11 protein-coding genes and 1 pseudogene are annotated in these 19,396 nt (G+C 33.7%); 7 read left to right on the top strand and 5 right to left on the bottom strand.

Going from position 1 to position 19,396, the window contains the following annotated elements:
• Positions 1–80: 80 nt before the first annotated feature.
• From H3T96_RS02365 to H3T96_RS14960, 3 genes and pseudogenes are all read left to right on the top strand, one after another.
• Entirely contained in the window at positions 81–6,107 is a 6,027-nt protein-coding gene (locus H3T96_RS02365; RefSeq protein ID WP_186279196.1) for an alpha-2-macroglobulin, read from the top strand.
• Positions 6,108–6,217: 110 nt separating this feature from the next.
• Complete coding sequence (gene pbpC, locus H3T96_RS02360; RefSeq protein WP_144091104.1) at positions 6,218–8,575, top strand: penicillin-binding protein 1C; 2,358 nt, start codon at positions 6,218–6,220, stop codon at positions 8,573–8,575.
• Positions 8,576–8,743: 168 nt separating this feature from the next.
• Positions 8,744–8,952, top strand: a pseudogene (locus H3T96_RS14960) (bifunctional aspartate transaminase/aspartate 4-decarboxylase); the annotation flags it as partial.
• A 936-nt stretch (positions 8,953–9,888) separates the two neighbouring features.
• Here H3T96_RS14960 and nfo read toward each other — a convergent pair.
• Positions 9,889–10,731, bottom strand: coding sequence for a deoxyribonuclease IV (gene nfo / locus H3T96_RS02355; protein ID WP_039127110.1), 843 nt, complete (start codon positions 10,729–10,731; stop codon positions 9,889–9,891).
• A 32-nt stretch (positions 10,732–10,763) separates the two neighbouring features.
• Positions 10,764–11,768, bottom strand: a complete 1,005-nt coding sequence (yejK, locus tag H3T96_RS02350; protein ID WP_086327586.1) for a nucleoid-associated protein YejK — start codon at positions 11,766–11,768, stop codon at positions 10,764–10,766.
• Positions 11,769–12,128: 360 nt separating this feature from the next.
• Between yejK and H3T96_RS02345 the strand changes: the two genes are divergently transcribed.
• Positions 12,129–13,520, top strand: a complete 1,392-nt coding sequence (locus H3T96_RS02345; RefSeq protein WP_144091102.1) for an MATE family efflux transporter — start codon at positions 12,129–12,131, stop codon at positions 13,518–13,520.
• Positions 13,521–13,633: 113 nt separating this feature from the next.
• Here the strand turns inward: H3T96_RS02345 and H3T96_RS02340 are convergent, their stop codons facing one another.
• The 3 genes from H3T96_RS02340 to H3T96_RS02330 form a co-directional block, all read right to left on the bottom strand.
• On the bottom strand, positions 13,634–14,329 hold the full coding sequence (locus H3T96_RS02340; protein WP_172398411.1) for a tetratricopeptide repeat protein: 696 nt from the start codon (positions 14,327–14,329) through the stop codon (positions 13,634–13,636).
• A gap of 401 nt (positions 14,330–14,730) precedes the next feature.
• Entirely contained in the window at positions 14,731–15,618 is an 888-nt protein-coding gene (locus tag H3T96_RS02335) for a DMT family transporter (RefSeq protein ID WP_144091100.1), read from the bottom strand.
• An 11-nt stretch (positions 15,619–15,629) separates the two neighbouring features.
• Positions 15,630–16,496 (bottom strand): YicC/YloC family endoribonuclease, encoded by an 867-nt coding sequence (locus H3T96_RS02330; protein WP_144091098.1) that lies wholly within the window; start codon positions 16,494–16,496, stop codon positions 15,630–15,632.
• A gap of 157 nt (positions 16,497–16,653) precedes the next feature.
• Between H3T96_RS02330 and rph the strand changes: the two genes are divergently transcribed.
• The 3 genes from rph to H3T96_RS02315 all read left to right on the top strand — a co-directional run bounded on the left by rph (position 16,654) and on the right by H3T96_RS02315 (position 19,303).
• A complete protein-coding gene (gene rph, locus H3T96_RS02325; protein WP_039127094.1) occupies positions 16,654–17,370 on the top strand; it encodes a ribonuclease PH in 717 nt (238 codons plus the stop codon).
• Between the two features lie 13 nt (positions 17,371–17,383).
• A complete protein-coding gene (gene pyrE, locus H3T96_RS02320; protein ID WP_086327325.1) occupies positions 17,384–18,028 on the top strand; it encodes an orotate phosphoribosyltransferase in 645 nt (214 codons plus the stop codon).
• A 162-nt stretch (positions 18,029–18,190) separates the two neighbouring features.
• Positions 18,191–19,303 (top strand): SIMPL domain-containing protein, encoded by a 1,113-nt coding sequence (locus H3T96_RS02315; RefSeq protein ID WP_186279195.1) that lies wholly within the window; start codon positions 18,191–18,193, stop codon positions 19,301–19,303.
• Positions 19,304–19,396 lie beyond the last annotated feature (93 nt).

Below are 19,396 nucleotides of genomic sequence, written 5' to 3'. Positions count from 1 at the left end.
TTAATATATTTGCTATTTATTGATTTTTATTGCGATTAAATATCTATTATTGATAATTAATTGATATGATAAGGAATATCATGGATATAATACGTTTCATTCTCCGTCTACCCTACCGCATCTTTTGTATCGGTCTAGAAGCGATTCTCTATTTTGTACTGTTTCTACTAATTGTTTTACGATCCATATTATGGCTTATAAGCCCGATTATTGGTCAAATTAATTGGTCGATACCTAATTGGTATCCACGAGCTAAAGATATCTATCAATCATCAATTAAAAGACTCAATAACTATAGTTTAATTATTGGTTGTGTTGTTATTTTGGGAATTGTTGCCTATTTCAGTGGTAATTATGCCTACCATTGGTACTTAAATAGACCAAAACCTATTGAGCCAGCTCCCGTAATTGTGAATACGTATGGTATTTCTTTTTATGCGCCTAAAGAATCCGGTACGCTTACTAATCCTAATCAATCTTATTTAAAAATCAAATTTACTGGACATAGACGATCACCTGCTCCTTTAGATAAAATTGGTAAGGAAATAACTGAGGGTATTCAAATTTCACCTGAAATTAAAGGGACTTGGAGTTGGTATGACGATGAAAATATCTATTTTAAACCAGAACAACCATGGACAATAGGTGAAACCTATACGGTTAAATTGGATGATTCAAAATTACTTAATCCTAACAATTTAATCAGTAATGAAGATAATATTTTTACATTCAAGACAACCGGTTTTTCTTTTGAAATTATAAGCCGTGAATTTTATCAAAATCCTATTGATGCTGAAGAAAAACTAGGTATTTATGAAGTAAAATTCTCTCATCCTGTCGATCCGACAACCTTTGAAAATAATTTAAAACTATCTCTATTTGAAGATACTGATCAAAAATATAAACGTTATGAATTTGTTCGAAATGTAAACTTTACAATTAATTATAATAAAGATAAAACACGTGCTTATATAAAAAGTGATAAATTAGAAGTAGCTGATAGGAATCGGTATTTATCATTAAATATTGCAAAGGGTATAACATCCTCAATGGGAGGATTGCCAACAACCTCAGAAAGTTCGAAAGATCTCCATATACCGAATAAATATAATCTTAATATCAATTCAACTAAAATTTCCTTTGTTGAACTGTCGAATAATGAAATACGCCAAATTATCACAATTAATTTAGATTATAACGTTAAAGCTAGTGATTTACAAAAAGCATTATCAATCTGGCAGTTACCCGATCCAAACACCAAATATAGTGAAGAATATTACGATAAAATCGATAACACATACAAAACTAAATATTTTATTGATAAAAAGGTCTTAGATAAATCGAAACGATTAACAACTAGATACATTGAGTCTGACGACAATAGAACTTATCAAAATCAATTTAGCTTTGAAATAAACGGTGATCAACGTCAACAGATATTTATTACTGTTGATCCATCTTTAACATCCGAAGGTGGCTACACATTTAAAAATAGATATGAGAAATTAATGCAAATTAATGAATTTGATAAATTGCTTAATTTCGCTGCTACAGGTTCCCTATTATCGCTGTCAGGTGATAAAAAGATTCCTGTCGTTTCTCGTAATGTTAGTCAAATAAAGTTAGAACTCAAACGTGTTATCCCATCCCAATTACAGCATTTGGTCTACGATAATGAAAGTAATTTTAGTTCAATGAGTTTTGAAGATTATAAAAGTGATAATTTTGTTGAAAAATATTCAATTATAAAAGATGTTAAGGGTAAATCAGGTGCTGTTCATTACTCTGACTTCGATTTGACCCCCTACCTTAACAAAGATGTGAAAAAAAACGAAGCTAATCGTGGAATATTTTTATTAAATCTCTATGCCCAAAATGATGATGCAAATGAAAGTGATGAACCTTACGATTATTTCACTTCTCGATTCATATTAGTGACAGATTTAGGCATTATAAATAAAAAATCACTTGATGGTTCTTATGATCTCTTTGTGCAATCTATCAACAGTGGATTACCTGTTGCCGGTGCTAAAGTTTCCATACTCGGTGCCAATGGTATTGAAATTACATCTTCAATCACCGATAACACTGGTCATGTCCATTTCGCACCATTATCAGATTACTATAAAGGCATTAAACCGTTGTTATTCTTAATTGAAAAAGGTAAAGATATGTCATTTTTGCCAATTTCTAAAGGTTATCGCTATTATGACAGAAAACTTAATTACTCTCGTTTTGATGTAGATGGTCAATACGAAACAATTGACCGAGGAGAGTTACGCGCGCATCTATTTTCTGATAGAGGAATCTATCGACCTGGCGATACATTCCACATAGGGATGATTATTAAAGCAGATGATTGGACTAAATCATTGAATGGAATTAAGTTAGCCGCCAACATTTATGATGCTAAAAATAATCTTGTTACAACTAAAAAAATCAAAGTTGATGATTACGGTTTTAATGAGATTTCATTTAAAACGGAAGAAAGTTCTCCAACTGGACAATGGCACGTATATCTATACATTGATGATGATAAAAATTATTCGGAGGATGATGATCAAAATTTCCTAGGTTCTACTTCAGTGACTATTCGAGAATTTGAACCAGATAAAACTAAAGTTACCGCACAAATAGTAACTGAAAACAAACAAGGGTGGATTAATCAATCGGATATAATTGCCAAAGTGACTGCAAAAAATCTCTTTGGAACCGCAGCCCAAGACCGTCGAGTTGAGAGTAAATTATATTTACAACCAACGAGATTTAGTTTTAAAAAATATGAAGATTATCAGTTTTATCGCGTAGGTAATAACCGTAGTAATTTCAAAATTGAACTTGAAGACAATTTTACAAATGAAGAAGGAATTGCTGATATTGATCTGCATATTGAAGACTTTGAAGGTCAATATGTAGCCAAATTCTTGACTGATGTATTTGAACCAAATAGTGGTCGTAGTGTTGCTGCAACTGATTCAATTTTGATTTCTGCATCTGATTATTTAGTTGGGGCAAAATCTGATGGTCGGTTAAGTTATATCAAACGGGATAGCAAGCGTTTGCTTAATCTCATTGCAATAAATCCAGCTTTAGATCAAATTACACTAGATAACCTCAAACTTGTTACCCTTGAGAAAAAATATCTTTCAATATTAGTTGAACAGTCCTCAGGTGTTTATAAGTATGAATCTAAACAAAAAGATGTGGAAATTTCACAAATTCCTTTTGAAATTGATAATAAAGGAACTGTTTATCAGATTCCAACTAAAACCCCGGGTAACTATATTCTTCAATTGTTAAATAACCAAAATGAAGTAATTTATCAAACCGAATATACGGTAGCAGGCTCAGCAAATGTAACACGTTCATTAGATCGTAATAGTGAATTAATGTTAAAAATTGATGCTAATGAATATAAACCGGGTCAAGATATAGAAATTGCAATAACCGCACCTTATATCGGTAGTGGTATCATCACTATCGAAAGGGATAAGGTTTATGCATGGAAATGGTTTAAAACAGATACTACCAGCTCAGTACAAAAAATCACTTTACCTGAAGAAGTGGAAGGAAATGCCTATATCAATGTGCAGTTTATTCGTGATCCAAATTCAGAAGAAATATTCATGAGTCCGCTTAGTTATGGTGTTGTTCCATTTAAGGTTTCAGATGATAGATTTATGGAAAAAGTAACATTAGAAACACCTGAATTAATCAAACCTGGAGAGACAATTCCAATCACAATTAAAACCGCTAGTGAACAACGTGTCGCAGTTTTTGCAGTTGATGAAGGTATTTTACAAGTTGCTGGCTATCAATTAAAAAATCCAATTAAAAACTTTATACGTAAAAAAGCCTTATCTGTAAGAACGGATCAGATTTTAGATCTTATCTTACCTGAATATAAACGTTTACTAACTTTATCTGCACCAGGTGGTGATCAGGAAAGTGATGATCTACTTAATGCTCATTTGAATCCATTTAAACGTAAGACAGATCAGCCTGTTACCTACTGGTCCGGAATTATAGACGTTAATGGTGAAAAACAACTTAATTATAAAGTACCTGAATTTTTCAGTGGAAAAATTAGAGTGATGGCTGTGACAGTCGGTAAGAAAACAATGGGTGTTACACAAACGTCTACTACAGTTCGTAATGACTTTGTATTAAGCCCTAATGTACCTTATTTCGTCACGCCAAACGATGAATTTGAAATAAGTTTATTAGTTGCAAATAACATCACTGAAATCGGTAATGAAGAAATCCCAATTAAGGTTAAGCTAACCACAACGCCTCATCTAGCTGTTTTAGATGAGTCAATTAAAACTATCAAGTTAGCGTCAATGAAAGAAGGTACTTTGAGTTTTCGTTTAAAAGCAACCGAACAATTAGGTAGTGGTGATTTACTCTTTACAGCAACTTATAAAGATAAAACGATAACAAGACAAGTAAGTACTTCTGTTCGTCCGATAACTCCTTATCGAATAAAAACAATTATGGGGCGAATGGATGGTAAAACACAAACATTTTCTGGGTTAAGACAAATGTATCCAGAATTTAATGAACAAAATGCTAGCGTCTCTTATTCTCCAATGATCTTAGCTAAAGGTCTTACCGAATACTTAGATGGTTATGAATATTTCTGTTCTGAACAGATTGTTAGTCGTGCTTTACCACTGGTGATTGGCAATAAATATCCTGAATTCAATTTAATAACCGATAAAACAATACCATTTACCGCAGTAATACAAAAACTACAAAGCCGCCAAAATAGTAAAGGCGCAATTGGTTTATGGTATTCAACATATAATGTTGATCCATTTATTACACTTTATACGGTTCACTTCCTACTGGAAGCAAAAGATGCAGGATTAGTAATACCAAAAGATCTACTAGAAAATGCAAATAAATATGTCAAATTAGTTGCTTCTGGTAGTTTAACTGATAGTTACAACTTACGGTTACGAGCTTATGCAATTTACTTGCTAACTAGACAAAATATCATTACAACTAATCAAATTGCTTCAGTCATTGAGGATTTAAATCATAATTACAAATCTTGGTCTACTGATATTACGGCATTGTATTTAGCATCATCATACAAAATGCTGAAAATGGACAAACAAGCTGATAATCTTTTAAAACCAATTTGGAAGGATCTCTCCAAAGCCTATGATAATGCATGGTGGAATCACAATTATTATGATCCATTAGTCATTGATGCTGGGAAAATCTATCTAATTTCAAAACATTTTGATAATAAAATCGATGATATACCTGCTCAAGCGCTTGAAAATATGACGTTAATGCTAAGTGAGGAACGTTATACTACTCAATCGGCTGCCATGACTATGTTGGCTTTAGATAGTTATAATTCTGCAATTAAAGCTCATGGGTTAGATGAAAACGATCTTACTGTCACAACAAAATCTAACGACCAACAGGCAAAAATTGCAACTATAGCTAAATTGAAAAATTTGTTAGCTAAAGGAAAATTCAATGATTCGGTAGAGTCTATTAGTCTCCACAACGCTAAAAATTTGCCAGCATGGTATTCAATATCGCAGAAAGGCTTTGATCGTTCAATTCAACAAGAACCAATTAATAAAGGGCTTGAAATTTACCGTGAATTTACCGATAACGATGGTAAGCAAATTGATACGGTGAAATTAGGTGATACTATCAATGTAACCGTTAGAGTCCGTTCAATATCTAAAGAAGGATTAACCAACATTGCAATTGTTGATATGCTACCAAGTGGTTTTGAAGTTGTTCAACAAAAAGCAATTAATAATCATGCTGAATCTGAAAACAATGAGCAAAGTGATGCTAGTGAAAATGATAATTATGATTCTGGAGAACAGTGGATATCACCAATTGCCACAGGTAAATATACTTGGTATCCAGACTATACAGATGTTAGAGAAGATCGCGTGATTATTTATGGTTCGACTAGAAATGATCATGTACAAACATTTAGTTATCAGATAAAAGCGACCAATATTGGTCAGTACGCTGTTCCTCCAGCTTATGGTGAAGCAATGTATGATCGAGATATTCAAGCGGTATCTAAAGGTGGAAATAAGATTATTATTGAGCCTCGTTAATTAACCATTGGCAGAGGGTAAATGTCTTCCCTCTGCTATTTTGTATTTATTACATGATTACTAACATTAGCTTTCTAATTTTTATATCATTATTGGTGTAACTTAATAAAATGGTAAAACAATTTAGGTATATTGGGAATATTATTGTTATTTTTATTATTCTTTTTTTAATCATCATTGCCTTTCGTTTAACCCCTAACCCACCGTTAAACCAATCGCTAAATTATTCCACTATTTTGTATGATGAAAACGACAAACTACTGCGCATAACATTAGCAAACGACCAACAATATCGAACATGGACACCTCTGGAAAAAATTTCTCCACACATCGTTAATGGTCTTCTTTTACATGAGGATCAGTGGTTTTATTATCATTTTGGATTTAATCCGCTTAGTTTGATAAGGGCATTTTGGGCAACCTATATCGGGGGTGGTAATCGACAAGGAGCATCGACTATCACTATGCAACTGGCACGTATGCATTGGAAAATCAATACGAAAACAATAGATGGTAAATTGCTGCAAATATTTAGAGCGATTGAATTAGAGTTAAAATACTCCAAACATGACATATTAGAAGCCTATCTTAATTATGCCCCTTTTGGTCGAAATATAGAAAGTATCGGAGCGGCATCGTTAATTTATTTTGATAAAACGGCTGATAAAGTTAACTTACCTGAAGCGTTAACGTTGACAGTTCTTCCTCAATCACCTACTTATCGTATAGACAAGAAAAAAGGAATTGCAGGAAAAGCATTAGTTGATGCTAGGCAACGATTATTTGAACGTTGGCAAGAACACTATGAAACCGAAGATAATATAGCTGCACTATTTGATTTACCACTATTGATGCGTCAACCAGAGCAATTACCGTTCATCGCCCCTCATTTCACCGACCAAATACTGCAACAACAAATTCAAAAAAACAATACTGAACAACAAATCATTAAAACTACATTAAAAATAGATCTACAAACAATTATTGAACAGCAAGTCAGCGCATTTATTGAGCGCAATAAAATAAATGGAATTTATAACACTTCAGTGTTATTAGTTGATAACAACACAATGGAAGTGAAAGCATTAGTTGGATCGGCCAATTATTTTAATCGTAGCATTCAAGGGCAAGTTAACGGAACTGATGCTAAACGTTCACCCGGCTCAACACTAAAACCTTTTATTTATGCCTTAGGTATGGATCAAAGTATTATTCATCCCAAAACAGTATTAAAAGATGTTGCAACAGATTTCGGATTTTATACGCCAGAGAATTTTGATCACCATTTTAAAGGTCCTATCTCTGTTACCGATGCACTCATTCACAGTCGTAACATTCCTGCGGTATATGTTGCTGGTAAATTAAAAAAACCTTCATTTTATCAATTCTTAAAACAAGCTCATATTCGCGAAATGAACACAGAAGATCATTATGGTTTAGCTTTAGTTCTTGGCGGAGGTGAAGTGACAGCCCAAGAATTAGCAACCCTATATGCAATGTTAGCTAATCAAGGTATTTGGCAACCGTTAAGAATGACAAGAAATACCGATAATCATACACATTTAAGTCAGCGTCTGTTGAGTCCTGAAGCGAGTTTCATGACATTAGATATGTTATTAAAAAATACGCGCAATGAAGATATTTTAGCTAAAAAACAGCAATCTCTAACACCTATATATTGGAAAACAGGCACATCTTGGGGATTTCGAGATGCATGGACCGCGGGGGGATTTAATAATTATACTCTTATTGTTTGGATGGGTAATTTTGACGGGCATAGCAATAATGCTTTTGTTGGCGCTAATGCCGCAGCTCCCCTATTTTTCAATATTATTGATTCAATAACTGCTTATTATCCAAATCATAAAGGTTATCAAAACACAATTCCATCTAACTTAACGCAAGTCGATATTTGTTTACCTAGTGGGAATTTAGTTACGCAATGGTGTAAGATAAAGGGTAAAACGTGGTTTATACCAGGAGTATCACCGATTGATGTTGATACAGTTTATCGTCCTGTTGTAATTGATAATAAAACGAATAAAGTTGCTTGTCCTCCTTTCAATCCGGAGGATACACATGTAGAAGTTTATGAATATTGGTCATCAGACTTAGCTAAAGTATTTGCTAAAGCGGGGATTCCCAAAAAAACACCACCTAATAGAGCACATTGCGAAACAACACAAAATTATATGGGTTCTCCACCCCGTATTACTTCACCTTTAAAAAACGTTGTTTACAAATTAAGGTTAAGTAATAAAGAAAATGAGAAAATTGTGCTAAATGCCATTGCTGATGGAGAGGTTAAGAAATTATATTGGTTTGTCGATAAAAATTTTCTTGGTAGTAGTTCAGTTGAAAATACACTAGATTGGGTTCCCAACAAAAGTGGCATTTACAAAATATCTGTAATCGATGATCTAGGGCAAAGCGACAGCAGAAAATTAAAAGTAGACTTAATTGACTAATTAAAACAAGACTAATACTCTTACTAACGCTATAACAACATGATGTATAACGTTAAAATATAAATTACCAACTTGATATTAGTCGAAATTACTAAAGACATTAAAATATATTATGTCCTTTAATTATTGCTTTTGTTTAAATTATCCCAACAAGGATCCAAGATCATCATAAAACCAATCGATTATGTTCAGTATGCTAATTTAAGTCCATTTGAGTTAAAAGATAACTTAATTAAACAGGTGCAAAGCCATACTGACCGAATTAGGTTGAACTCAGTCCGTGATATTTCTAATTTCATCGCTACTTAGCCTAGACAGTATTTTTTCAACTCGGCTTTTTTGCTATTGCAGAGTCTGAAATATCCTATTCTTATTTAAATGGTTGTTTAAAATCTTCAGTATGCACTACACCTATAAGGATGATAGCAGCTTAGTTTTATGTCATATCTAGAAAAAGATGAATCAATAAAGTCTATCACTGGGCAGTTCATTTCTAAGAAAAAATCAAAAACAAATAACGATTTATTTTTAAACAACTTTCCGATCAATTGTTTTTTGTATTTATGATCGTTATCTTTGCCATTTAAAGGTAGACCACCGTATAATGAACTTAGAACATGGTCATCATTACGTAATGATTTTATTCTTCTCATTCTTAATTAATAGCTCCCCCACATTCAGGGTAATCTCAGCTCAAAAAAGATTGCCTTAAATAGTAATGTAATCCATGAACTTGAGCTAAATAATCATACTCTTAATTGCTAATTTTTTGCCAGTCTAATAAAGTTAGTTGCTATTGAGCAAAAGGACTTTTTTTTCCAATATAAACAAACGTTGTATCATTAGAAGCGTAATCTTAAGGTAGTTGGTTCAACGCTAATGCAAATCCAAAGTGATAATTTCTTTCATCAGTAGGAAAACAATCGCTTTTTATTGCAAATACCTCTAATTTACTAATGGGAAAACTATACAATTTATTGTATTCATAATTATATACGAATAAGTTATCCGTTTCGGATATGCCACTTGCAGTCAAAAAATTTTGTCGATATTTTGGGGTAATTGGTATTTATCCTTTTTATAACTATCCTTTATATCAAAAATATTGGTTGAATGGATTGTTTTTATTGCCATTTTTGTTATAAATAACAATATGCCTGCTTTCGAGTACCGATACAAAATAGAATTTTGGCTCACTATTATCAATAAGATTAAGCTTAAATATCTCTAATCGCTCTCGTGTATTGCCAATTGCATAAAAGCGACAACTTAAGAACAATATACATATCGGTACTATTTTCATTTACATTTTATTATTTTTCCTGTTGTTTTAACCAAGCAATCTCCTGAGCCCAAATATCTGGGTCAATGGTTTCAAGAATGAGTGGTATTTCGTCAATTCGCGGATCTTGCATGATAAATTTAAATGCCGTTTGACCGATGTTACCTTTACCTAAACTATCATGGCGGTCAACATGGCTGGCAAGTTCGCTTTTGGCATCGTTTAAATGCATGCCCCGTAAATATTTAAAGCCAACAATCTTTTCAAATTCATCAAACGTTTCTTTACAGGCTTTTTCGGTACGTAAATCATAACCAGCAGCAAAGGCATGACAGGTATCAATGCAAACACCTACACGAGTTTTATCTTCAACTTTGTCAATGATTTGTGCTAGATGTTCAAACTTATAACCTAAGTTAGATCCTTGCCCAGCCGTATTTTCAATCACAGCAACCACATTTTTGGTTTTATCTAAAGTGATATTTATCGATTCAGCAATACGCGCTAAACAGTCATCAACCGATATTTTTTGTAAGTGACTACCCGGATGAAAGTTTAATAAGGTGAGTCCCAACTGTTCACAGCGTTGCATCTCATCTAAAAAAGCCGTTCGTGATTTTTCGAGTTGCTCACTATCAGGACTACCTAGATTTATCAGGTAACTATCATGCGGTAAAATCTGTTTACTGGTAAAGCCATATCGTTCACAGCGTTTTTTGAAGCTATCGATTATGGCTGATTCAAGTGGTTTAGCATGCCATTGTCTTTGATTTTTTGTAAATAAGGCAAAAGCTGTTGCGCCAATTTGATAGGCGTTAATTGGAGCATTATCGACTCCCCCTGCTGCGCTAACATGAGCACCAATGTATTTCATATTTTTATGTTCCTGATAATTGGATGTGATGATTAGTTTGAACCGCTATTACGTTGTAATTGATCGCGTAAATTTGGTGGAACACCTTTAATCACTAGTGTATCAGTTTGCGGATCCCATTTAATTCGTTCACCTAATAAGTCAGAATCAAAACTTAAGGTTAATCCACCGCCACTACCTGAGAATTTTTTGAGTTGACGCAACGCACTACGATCAACTGGAAAGGTCTCTTCTAAATCGTAATCGCTATTTTTCACAAATTCAGCGAAATTATTTTCACCATTAGCCGGCAATTCATTAGCCAGATTTTTGAGTTCGATCTCTTCGCCGGCTTGTAATTGAGCTTGACAATAATTATAGACATTTTCACGGGCGCTGGTCTTGTCTTGTTTATCAAATTGCATTTCTTGGCAATAGTCATCCACCGCTTTCACTAAAGTTTTATTTTGCGCTTTCGCATCTAATCCTTCACTGGCGCCTAAATAGTCCATAAAAAAGTCAGACACTTTGCGCCCAACTCGCCCTTTTAAAAAGGTTAAATAGCGTTTTGAATCGGGTGTGGTTTCCCATTCAGTGATATCAATTCGTGCAATAATATCAGCATGATCAATATCCAAATATTGGGTTTCGGTTATATCAAGCTGTTCATTAACTAACATACTTGAACAGCTATTTAATACTGCAATAATTAAGTATTCAACAGCTAGATAACGGTAATGACAAAAGACCACCGTGCCACCTTCGGCAAACGGGTATTTAGCGAGTTCATTGCGTAGTTGTTTGGTCGATTCTTGACTAAAATGCAAAAAATCTTGGTTGCCTAAACGTAATTCTTTAAGCGATTGTTCAAACAGACTTTCACTATTAAAGAGCCCATAAGCTTTGCTTTTATTATTATAAATACGGTTAATATCCTCAATTAAATTGACAACCGCTTGTTGATTGCTTAGCATTGAATCACGAAGTTGCAGTTCAATTTCAGTGTCATTTTTTCTGATTAATTTATGTAAAATAACTTTTTCTATTTGTACACTCATTTAGAATTCCTGTTTGGATGGCAAAAGTAAGACTACCACTATTTTATCAAAGCACTAAAAAAGTGCTATCCACAATTTATTAGTCTGATTAGATAACAAATGATAATTAGTTAGATTTTATACTAAAACGTATAGTTAACCTGAAACTTCTTTACAAAATCTAATGGTATTTAAGAAATATTAATAACGATAACTTGAGTCTTAGTGGCTAAAAAACCTCACCAACTCATTTTTGATAAGACAACTTCATAAGTGCCATTAGCATAGTGATAAATAGTGTAATTAACAATAATATTTTTTACTGAAACGTAATGTTAATCTGAAACTTTTTTACAATCTGTTATATTTGGAATAAATAATATGGCAAATCCTCAAGATATTTATAATGATTTTAAGAATAAAAAAATCAGTTTATTATTTTGGCAATATGCACTTCCCTCCATTATTGGGACAACCGTCAATACCCTGTATAACATTATTGATGGGGTTTTTATTGGGCATTGGATTGGGCGCGAAGCATTGAGTGGTGCAGGCATTATTTTACCCGTTATGAATCTTGCTGCGGGTATTGGTATGTTAGTAGGTATTGGTTCGGCGAGCCGTATTTCTATATTTTTAGGTCGAGGCGAAATCGATAAAGCTGAAAAAGTTGCGGGTACTTCGTTCATGTTAACGGCGGTACTTAGTGGTATTACTTTAGCGTTATTGCTTTATTTTATTGACCCTGTTTTACATTTTATTGGTTCAAGCCCAACCAACCATATTTACGCTCGTGAGTTTTTAGAGGTATTTTTGCCGGGTAGTATTTTTATCACATTGACTTTCAACTACAACAATATGATGCGAGCAAGTGGTTATCCTTTTAAAGCTATGGTAACTATGTTTATTAGCGTGATTGCCAATATTATTCTTGCCCCAATTTTTATTATTGCTTTAGGTTGGGGCATGCGAGGCGCAGCTTTTGCAACCACCCTATCGATGTTCATTAGCTTTTTGTTTGTAATGCAGCACTTTGTTAGCAAAAACAGTAATATCAAGCTATATCGTCGTAATTTTAGACTTGATATAACTTATATTAAATCGATTCTATCAATTGGTATGTCGCCATTTGCCATGCAAGTTGCTGCGTCTGTGGTAGTGGTATTTATAAACTGGCAATTAACTCACTATGCGCAGATTTCTCATGTTTCAAGTGACGATGCTATTGCCGGTTATTCAAATGCAAATCGATTAATAACCCTGATTATTATGATTGTCATTGGCGTTAACCAAGGAATGCAACCAATCATTGGCTATAACTATGGTTCAAAGAATTATAAACGCGTGAAAGAGACCTTTTTCTACGCAGTAAAAATCGCTACTGTGATCACGAGTGCTGGGTTTATATTAGGTTGCTTTATGCCTGATGTACTGGTTAGAGCATTCAGTTCCGAAGCGGATTTAGTTGCTATATCAGCTATTGCACTAAGGTATACAACGCTTTCATTTGCGTTTGTTGGGTTCCAAATGGTGACAACAAGCTTTTTCCAATGTATTGGTATGGCTAGAGTTTCTATTTTACTCAGTCTTTCAAGACAAATTTTAATTTTATTGCCAACGCTTTATATTTTACCGCTATTTTTCGATTTAGATGGCGTTTGGGCATCATCACCTACTGCTGACCTTTTATCAACCGGTATCGCTTATGCAGCACTCTACTGGTATTTTAAATCGATTAAAAGTCGGCATTATCCTAAACAAGTTAATCCGTAATATACTAAAATTAAAAAACAAAAGGGGCACTTTGCCCCTTTTAAATTTTATAAAGCCGTATTACTTATTGCTATTAACTTTACTGATTATAATTTATAAATCGATAAACAAACTCATTGACAAATTGGGTGTTCTACACCGCCTTCACATCCTTTTTCAATCAATTCCATTGCTTTGTTATGATCTTTTGTTAGACCTGCTGCTCCATTTTCATACATGACCCCTAAATTAAACTGAGATTCTGGTTGCCCTTGTTCGGCTGCTTTTTCAAACCAATATCGAGCTTTATTGATATCTTTATCTATACCTGCCCCCGTTAAATACATATCCCCTAAATAATACTGCGCATTTACAAGACCTAGCTCGGCTGATTTTTCAAATAATTCTTTTGCTTTTAAGGGATCTTTAGCTACACCTCGGCCTTCTTTGTATAAACTAGCTAGATTATATAGAGCATATTCATCATTTTTTGCAGCACCTTTTTCATAAAACTCTTTGGCTTTAGCATAGTCTTGATCAACTGTTATGCCATTCTCATACATATATCCTAAATTAGATTCAGCTCCAGAATGGCCTTGTGCAGCTGCCTTTTCATACCATTGTCTGGCTTTCAATGGATCTTTTTCAACCCCCTCACCTTGAAAGTAGCGAACACCTAAATCATATTGCGCTTTTGGGTCATTATTTTCCGTTGCCATTTTTAGTACTTCATCATAAGGAACATCTTTTAATGACTCTTTAACTGCTTGTGCACCAGCAGGTCCCGCCAAAAATAGAAATAACAAACCAGAAGTAAGTAATTTTTTCATATTTATCATCCCCTTTTATTATTTGTGATTATCTATGATTTACTATATTTTGATTAAAATATAGTCTGTTTATTTTAACAACATCTATTTAATTATCCAGTATCGTAAAATATTATTTTTTAAATTCTTATTACATGTGTAAAAAGTTGAAAGGTCTATTTAATCTGTATGAATTTTATTATTGAGATAGAAAGAGTTAGAGATTTTTTCTTGATTTTAATCTGTCAGAAATAATTAATATTTTTACTATTTCATCAAAATAAGAGGTCTGTTATTTATTTTAGAAAAATATTCTTGGCTTACTTATTAAAGAAAAATTGTAGAAGACAAAAAACAGTATTGATGAGTAGCGGATTGAATTAATTTTTTTATTAAATAGCTAAAGAAAAAATACCAAATATTCAGTTCTTAGCCAAACTTGATAAGGTTACCATAATCAGACAAATAAAGATCAACAGCATGCCAATCCAACCAATTAATGATAAGTATTCACCCACAATTAACATAGCAAGAATCGCAGCAATAACGGGTTCAAGTAAGGTAATGGTTGTTGCCATACTGGCCGAGGTTTTTGATAATCCAAAACCGTAGCAACGATAACCTAAAAACATCGGTATCAATGCCATATAAAATCCAACTGCCATGTTATTCCATGAATTAACAAAAGCAGAGCCCGTTATTAACATAACAGGAATTAATAGTAATCCCCCACAACCAAAAGTAGCGCCCATTGCCGCTTTAGTATTAACGCCTTTTAACATTAATTGCCTTGCTGACCATGAATAGAGCGCGTAAGTCAAGCCCGCAACTAATCCTAATAAAATACCTAAATTAACATGAGTATATTGGATTGTTGTACTTGCATTGTCAGAAAAAGCTAACATCACCATTCCAATAATCCCCAATAAAGCACCCATAGCCCACTGTTTATTGAGTTGAAAATCACGACTAAAATATTCAATTATCGCCGATAAAATGGGTGCTGAACCAATAGACACAACGGTACCAATGGTTACACCAGATAAACGCATAGAAGAATAAAATGCTAAAGGATAGATAGCTACAGCAAGTGCCCCCACGATCAAGAATCTGCAATGTACCGCTAATAAAGCACGATCATGAACAATCTTAACGGTAGCCAATCCACATTGCAAAATCCCGCCAATACCCATAGCAAACGAGCCGATAAATAAAGGTGATAAAGCTGGGGCAAACGTGGCTGCCGTACCTGTCGTGCCCCATAATAGTGATGCCAAAATAACGGCTAAAATCCCTAAATACTTATTCATTAAATAACAGTTTATTCAATATTTTGTACTTGTTCTCGGATTTGTTCAATTAAGACTTTAAGTTCAATGGCGCTAGCGGTTACATCTGCATTAATTGATTTTGAGGCTATGGTATTGGATTCGCGGTTAAATTCTTGCATCATAAAATCAAGTCTGCGCCCGACTGCTTCGTTTTTCTTTAAAATTGCGTAGGTTTCTTTAACATGAGTCATTAAACGATCAAGCTCTTCAGCTACGTCAATACGTTGAGCCATCAATACGATTTCTTGTTCTAATCTTGACTTGTCGAGTTCAATATTCGCTTCAGCCAATTTGTTTTGCAGGCGCTCTTTTTGCCATTCGAGTATTTGTGGCATCCATTGACGAATTTTTTCAACTTCTGTCGTAATACTGTCTAAACGTTGGATGATAAGATCACGTAACACTTGTCCTTCGCGTTCACGCACAGCAATTAATTCATTAATGGCTTCATCCAATAATGCTAAGATTTCTTGTGATATGCTATCAAGATTTTGCTCTTTAGCTGATAGCACACCCGGCCAACGTAAAACATCAATAGGATTAACGTCACCAGATTTATATTCAGTTTTAATCCAGTTAACCGCACTAAGAACCTGTCTTGCAAGATCCTCATTTAAAGATAATTCTTGATGCTGCGAAGCAGGATCAAGTTCAAAGCGTAAATTGCATTCAATTTTACCGCGTGTTAATCGACCTCGAAGTCGTTCTCGAATAATCGGTTCAAGTGATCGAAACTGTTCAGGCATACGAATATAGGTTTCTAAGTAGCGTTGATTAACCGAACGCAACTCCCAAGAGGCCGTCCCCCATGATTGGTTAATTTCTTTTCGGGCATAGGCAGTCATACTTGAAATCATAATTGGATCCTAAATTTATAAAAAACTTGCTGGGCATTGTATCATAAATTCTGTATAATGCGCTCTTAGCTTAGGCTAAACATCAATCCTTTCTTTAATTGATGTCCTCCTAAATGATAAATTCAAACATTTTTTTATATAATAGCTGGAGAATTGCATGCGCCCGTCTGGTCGAGCTGCGGAACAAGTCCGCCCAATCAAAATAACCCGTCATTATACTAAGCATGCAGAAGGTTCTGTATTAGTTGAATTTGGTGAAACCAAAGTACTGTGTAACGCAACGGTTGAGGAAAGTGTACCTCGCTTTTTAAAAGGTCAAAATCAAGGTTGGGTTACAGCAGAATATGGCATGTTGCCACGCGCAACCAATTCAAGAACTCAGCGTGAAGCGGCAAAAGGGAAACAAACAGGTCGTACAATGGAAATCCAACGACTTATTGCCCGTTCATTAAGAGCCATGATTGATCTTAAATTACTTGGCGAATATACCATTACCCTAGACTGTGATGTCATTCAAGCCGATGGCGGAACACGAACAGCATCCATCACTGGTGCATGTGTGGCTCTTAATGATGCAATTAATAAAATGATTGCTGATGGTAAATTAAAACAGAACCCAATTAAATCATTGGTTGCAGCTGTGTCTGTTGGAATTGTCGAGGGTCAAGCAGTATGTGATTTGGAATATATTGAAGATTCTAATGCAGATACAGATATGAATGTCATTATGACTGATGACGGACGTATTATCGAAGTACAAGGTACTGCCGAAGGTGAACCATTCAGTCATGAAGAATTATTAAAACTGCTAGAACTAGCAAAAAATGGTATTGCAACAATTATTGATGCACAAAGACAAGCCTTAAAAGATTAATTGGAGAGGATCGATGAAATCATATAAAAGTGAGTTTATTGAATTTGCTTTAGATAGGCAAGCACTAAAATTTGGTGAATTCACCTTAAAATCAGGACGTAAAAGCCCTTACTTTTTTAACGCAGGATTGTTTAATACAGGTAAAGATCTGGCTTTATTAGGTCGCTTTTATGCTGCCGCATTGATGGATGCAAATTTAAACTATGATGTCATCTTCGGTCCTGCCTATAAAGGGATTCCGATTGTTTCATCAACAGTAGTGGCCTTATCTGAGCACTATAATGTTGATGTTCCTTATTGCTTTAACCGTAAAGAAGCTAAAGACCATGGTGAAGGTGGTAATCTAGTTGGTAGTACTATTTATCAACAACGTGTTATGTTAGTTGATGATGTAATTACTGCGGGTACCGCAATTCGTGAATCAATGCGAATTTTAGAAGATAATCAATCAAAACTGGCTGGTGTATTGATTTGCCTTGACCGTCAAGAAAAAGGTCGCGGTGAGTTATCTGCCATTCAAGAAATAAAGCAAACCTATCATTGCGAGGTTATTTCAATTATCACATTAGATGATTTGATTCATTATCTTTATCAAGATCCCTCACGAAAAAACCAAGTTAAACTGGTCGAAGACTATCGAACTCAGTATGGAATTTAAAAGGCGTCTTTTGACGCTTTTTTATACTTTTTTACAACTTGATGTATTTTTTTTACATATCTTAAATTAAACTGTCTATAATTTTTTCGTCCGTAAAGAATACTTTTACCTAACTTAAAAGTAACCAATAAAAAATTAACTAATAAAATAATGGGATATAGAATGAAAAAAATACTAATGCTTATTACATTACTCAATATTGGTACAACCTTTACCTGCCATGCAGCAAATCTTAAGAATATCAATAATAACGAACCTAAAGTTGAACAATTCATATATGGCAAAAATTTAATTCCCATTGGAGAAATTGAAGCAAGTATTACAGATTCGATTAAACTAAAACCTGATACGGTTGAGTTTACAGTTACATTGGATACTGACGCTTCAACACCTAGTGAGGCATCAAATATCAATGCTAACACGATGAAACAATTTAAGGATTATTTAGCGACACTCGCCATTAAAGATAACAATTTAATCACAACCGATTATGGCAACTATATACAGGATTCTTATGAAGAAGTCAGTGAAGATAATGCTCAATATAAAGCCACTCTCACTCTTGCTATCAATATCAATGATAACGAAAAATTTTTAGAATTAAATAAATTACTTGATAAATATAACATTAATAATGTCCAACAATTATATAATAGTGAAACAAATAATGCGTTCTCATTTAGTATTTTTGAAAATGCAGTTACTGCAAACAAAGCAAAAGACATGGTTTATCAAAAATATACAACTATAACTAACGAATTAAAAAACCTACAACTTGATAATTTTTCGATTACTCAATCAAATACCGAACGCACTTCACCAAAAAAAATCGACAAAAAACAGCATCATGTATATAATACCGTACAAATAAAGATTAACAAACTTGATGTGGTGAGTAAAATTATTACTAAAGCACAAGAATTAAAAATAAAAGTTAATGATGATATTTTTTATAGTGTTTCACCAGATGCGATTGAGCGAGCAATTAATGATCATGAAAGACTTTTATTAAATAAGTTAATTAATAAAGTTGAACGGTTATTGACTAAACAATATTTAGTTGGTGATCCAAAATATCTCGATATGAGAAAAGCTGACTACGAACAACAATCACCAAAAAGACGAGAAAGATTTTATGGAGCAATGAATATGGCGATGGCACCCGGTTCAGATGATAATGCAACAAATAAAATTAATATCTATGCTCCTTCCGATTTTGAAATACAACTCACTTTATTAGGAAGATTTGAGATAATAAAAAAAGTTACACAATAATTGACTCTAAAAAATCATCGATTAATAAAAAGTTCGTCCTTAATTAAGTAATATTTGAATATATTTCTAATTAAGGAGAACTAAACTAGATAA

The organism is Gilliamella sp. W8136, assembly GCF_016101285.1.
Lineage (GTDB): Bacteria > Pseudomonadota > Gammaproteobacteria > Enterobacterales > Orbaceae > Gilliamella > Gilliamella apicola_N.
Note: the sequence above shows the minus strand (reverse complement) of the source record. Positions and strands in the feature narration are given on the sequence as shown.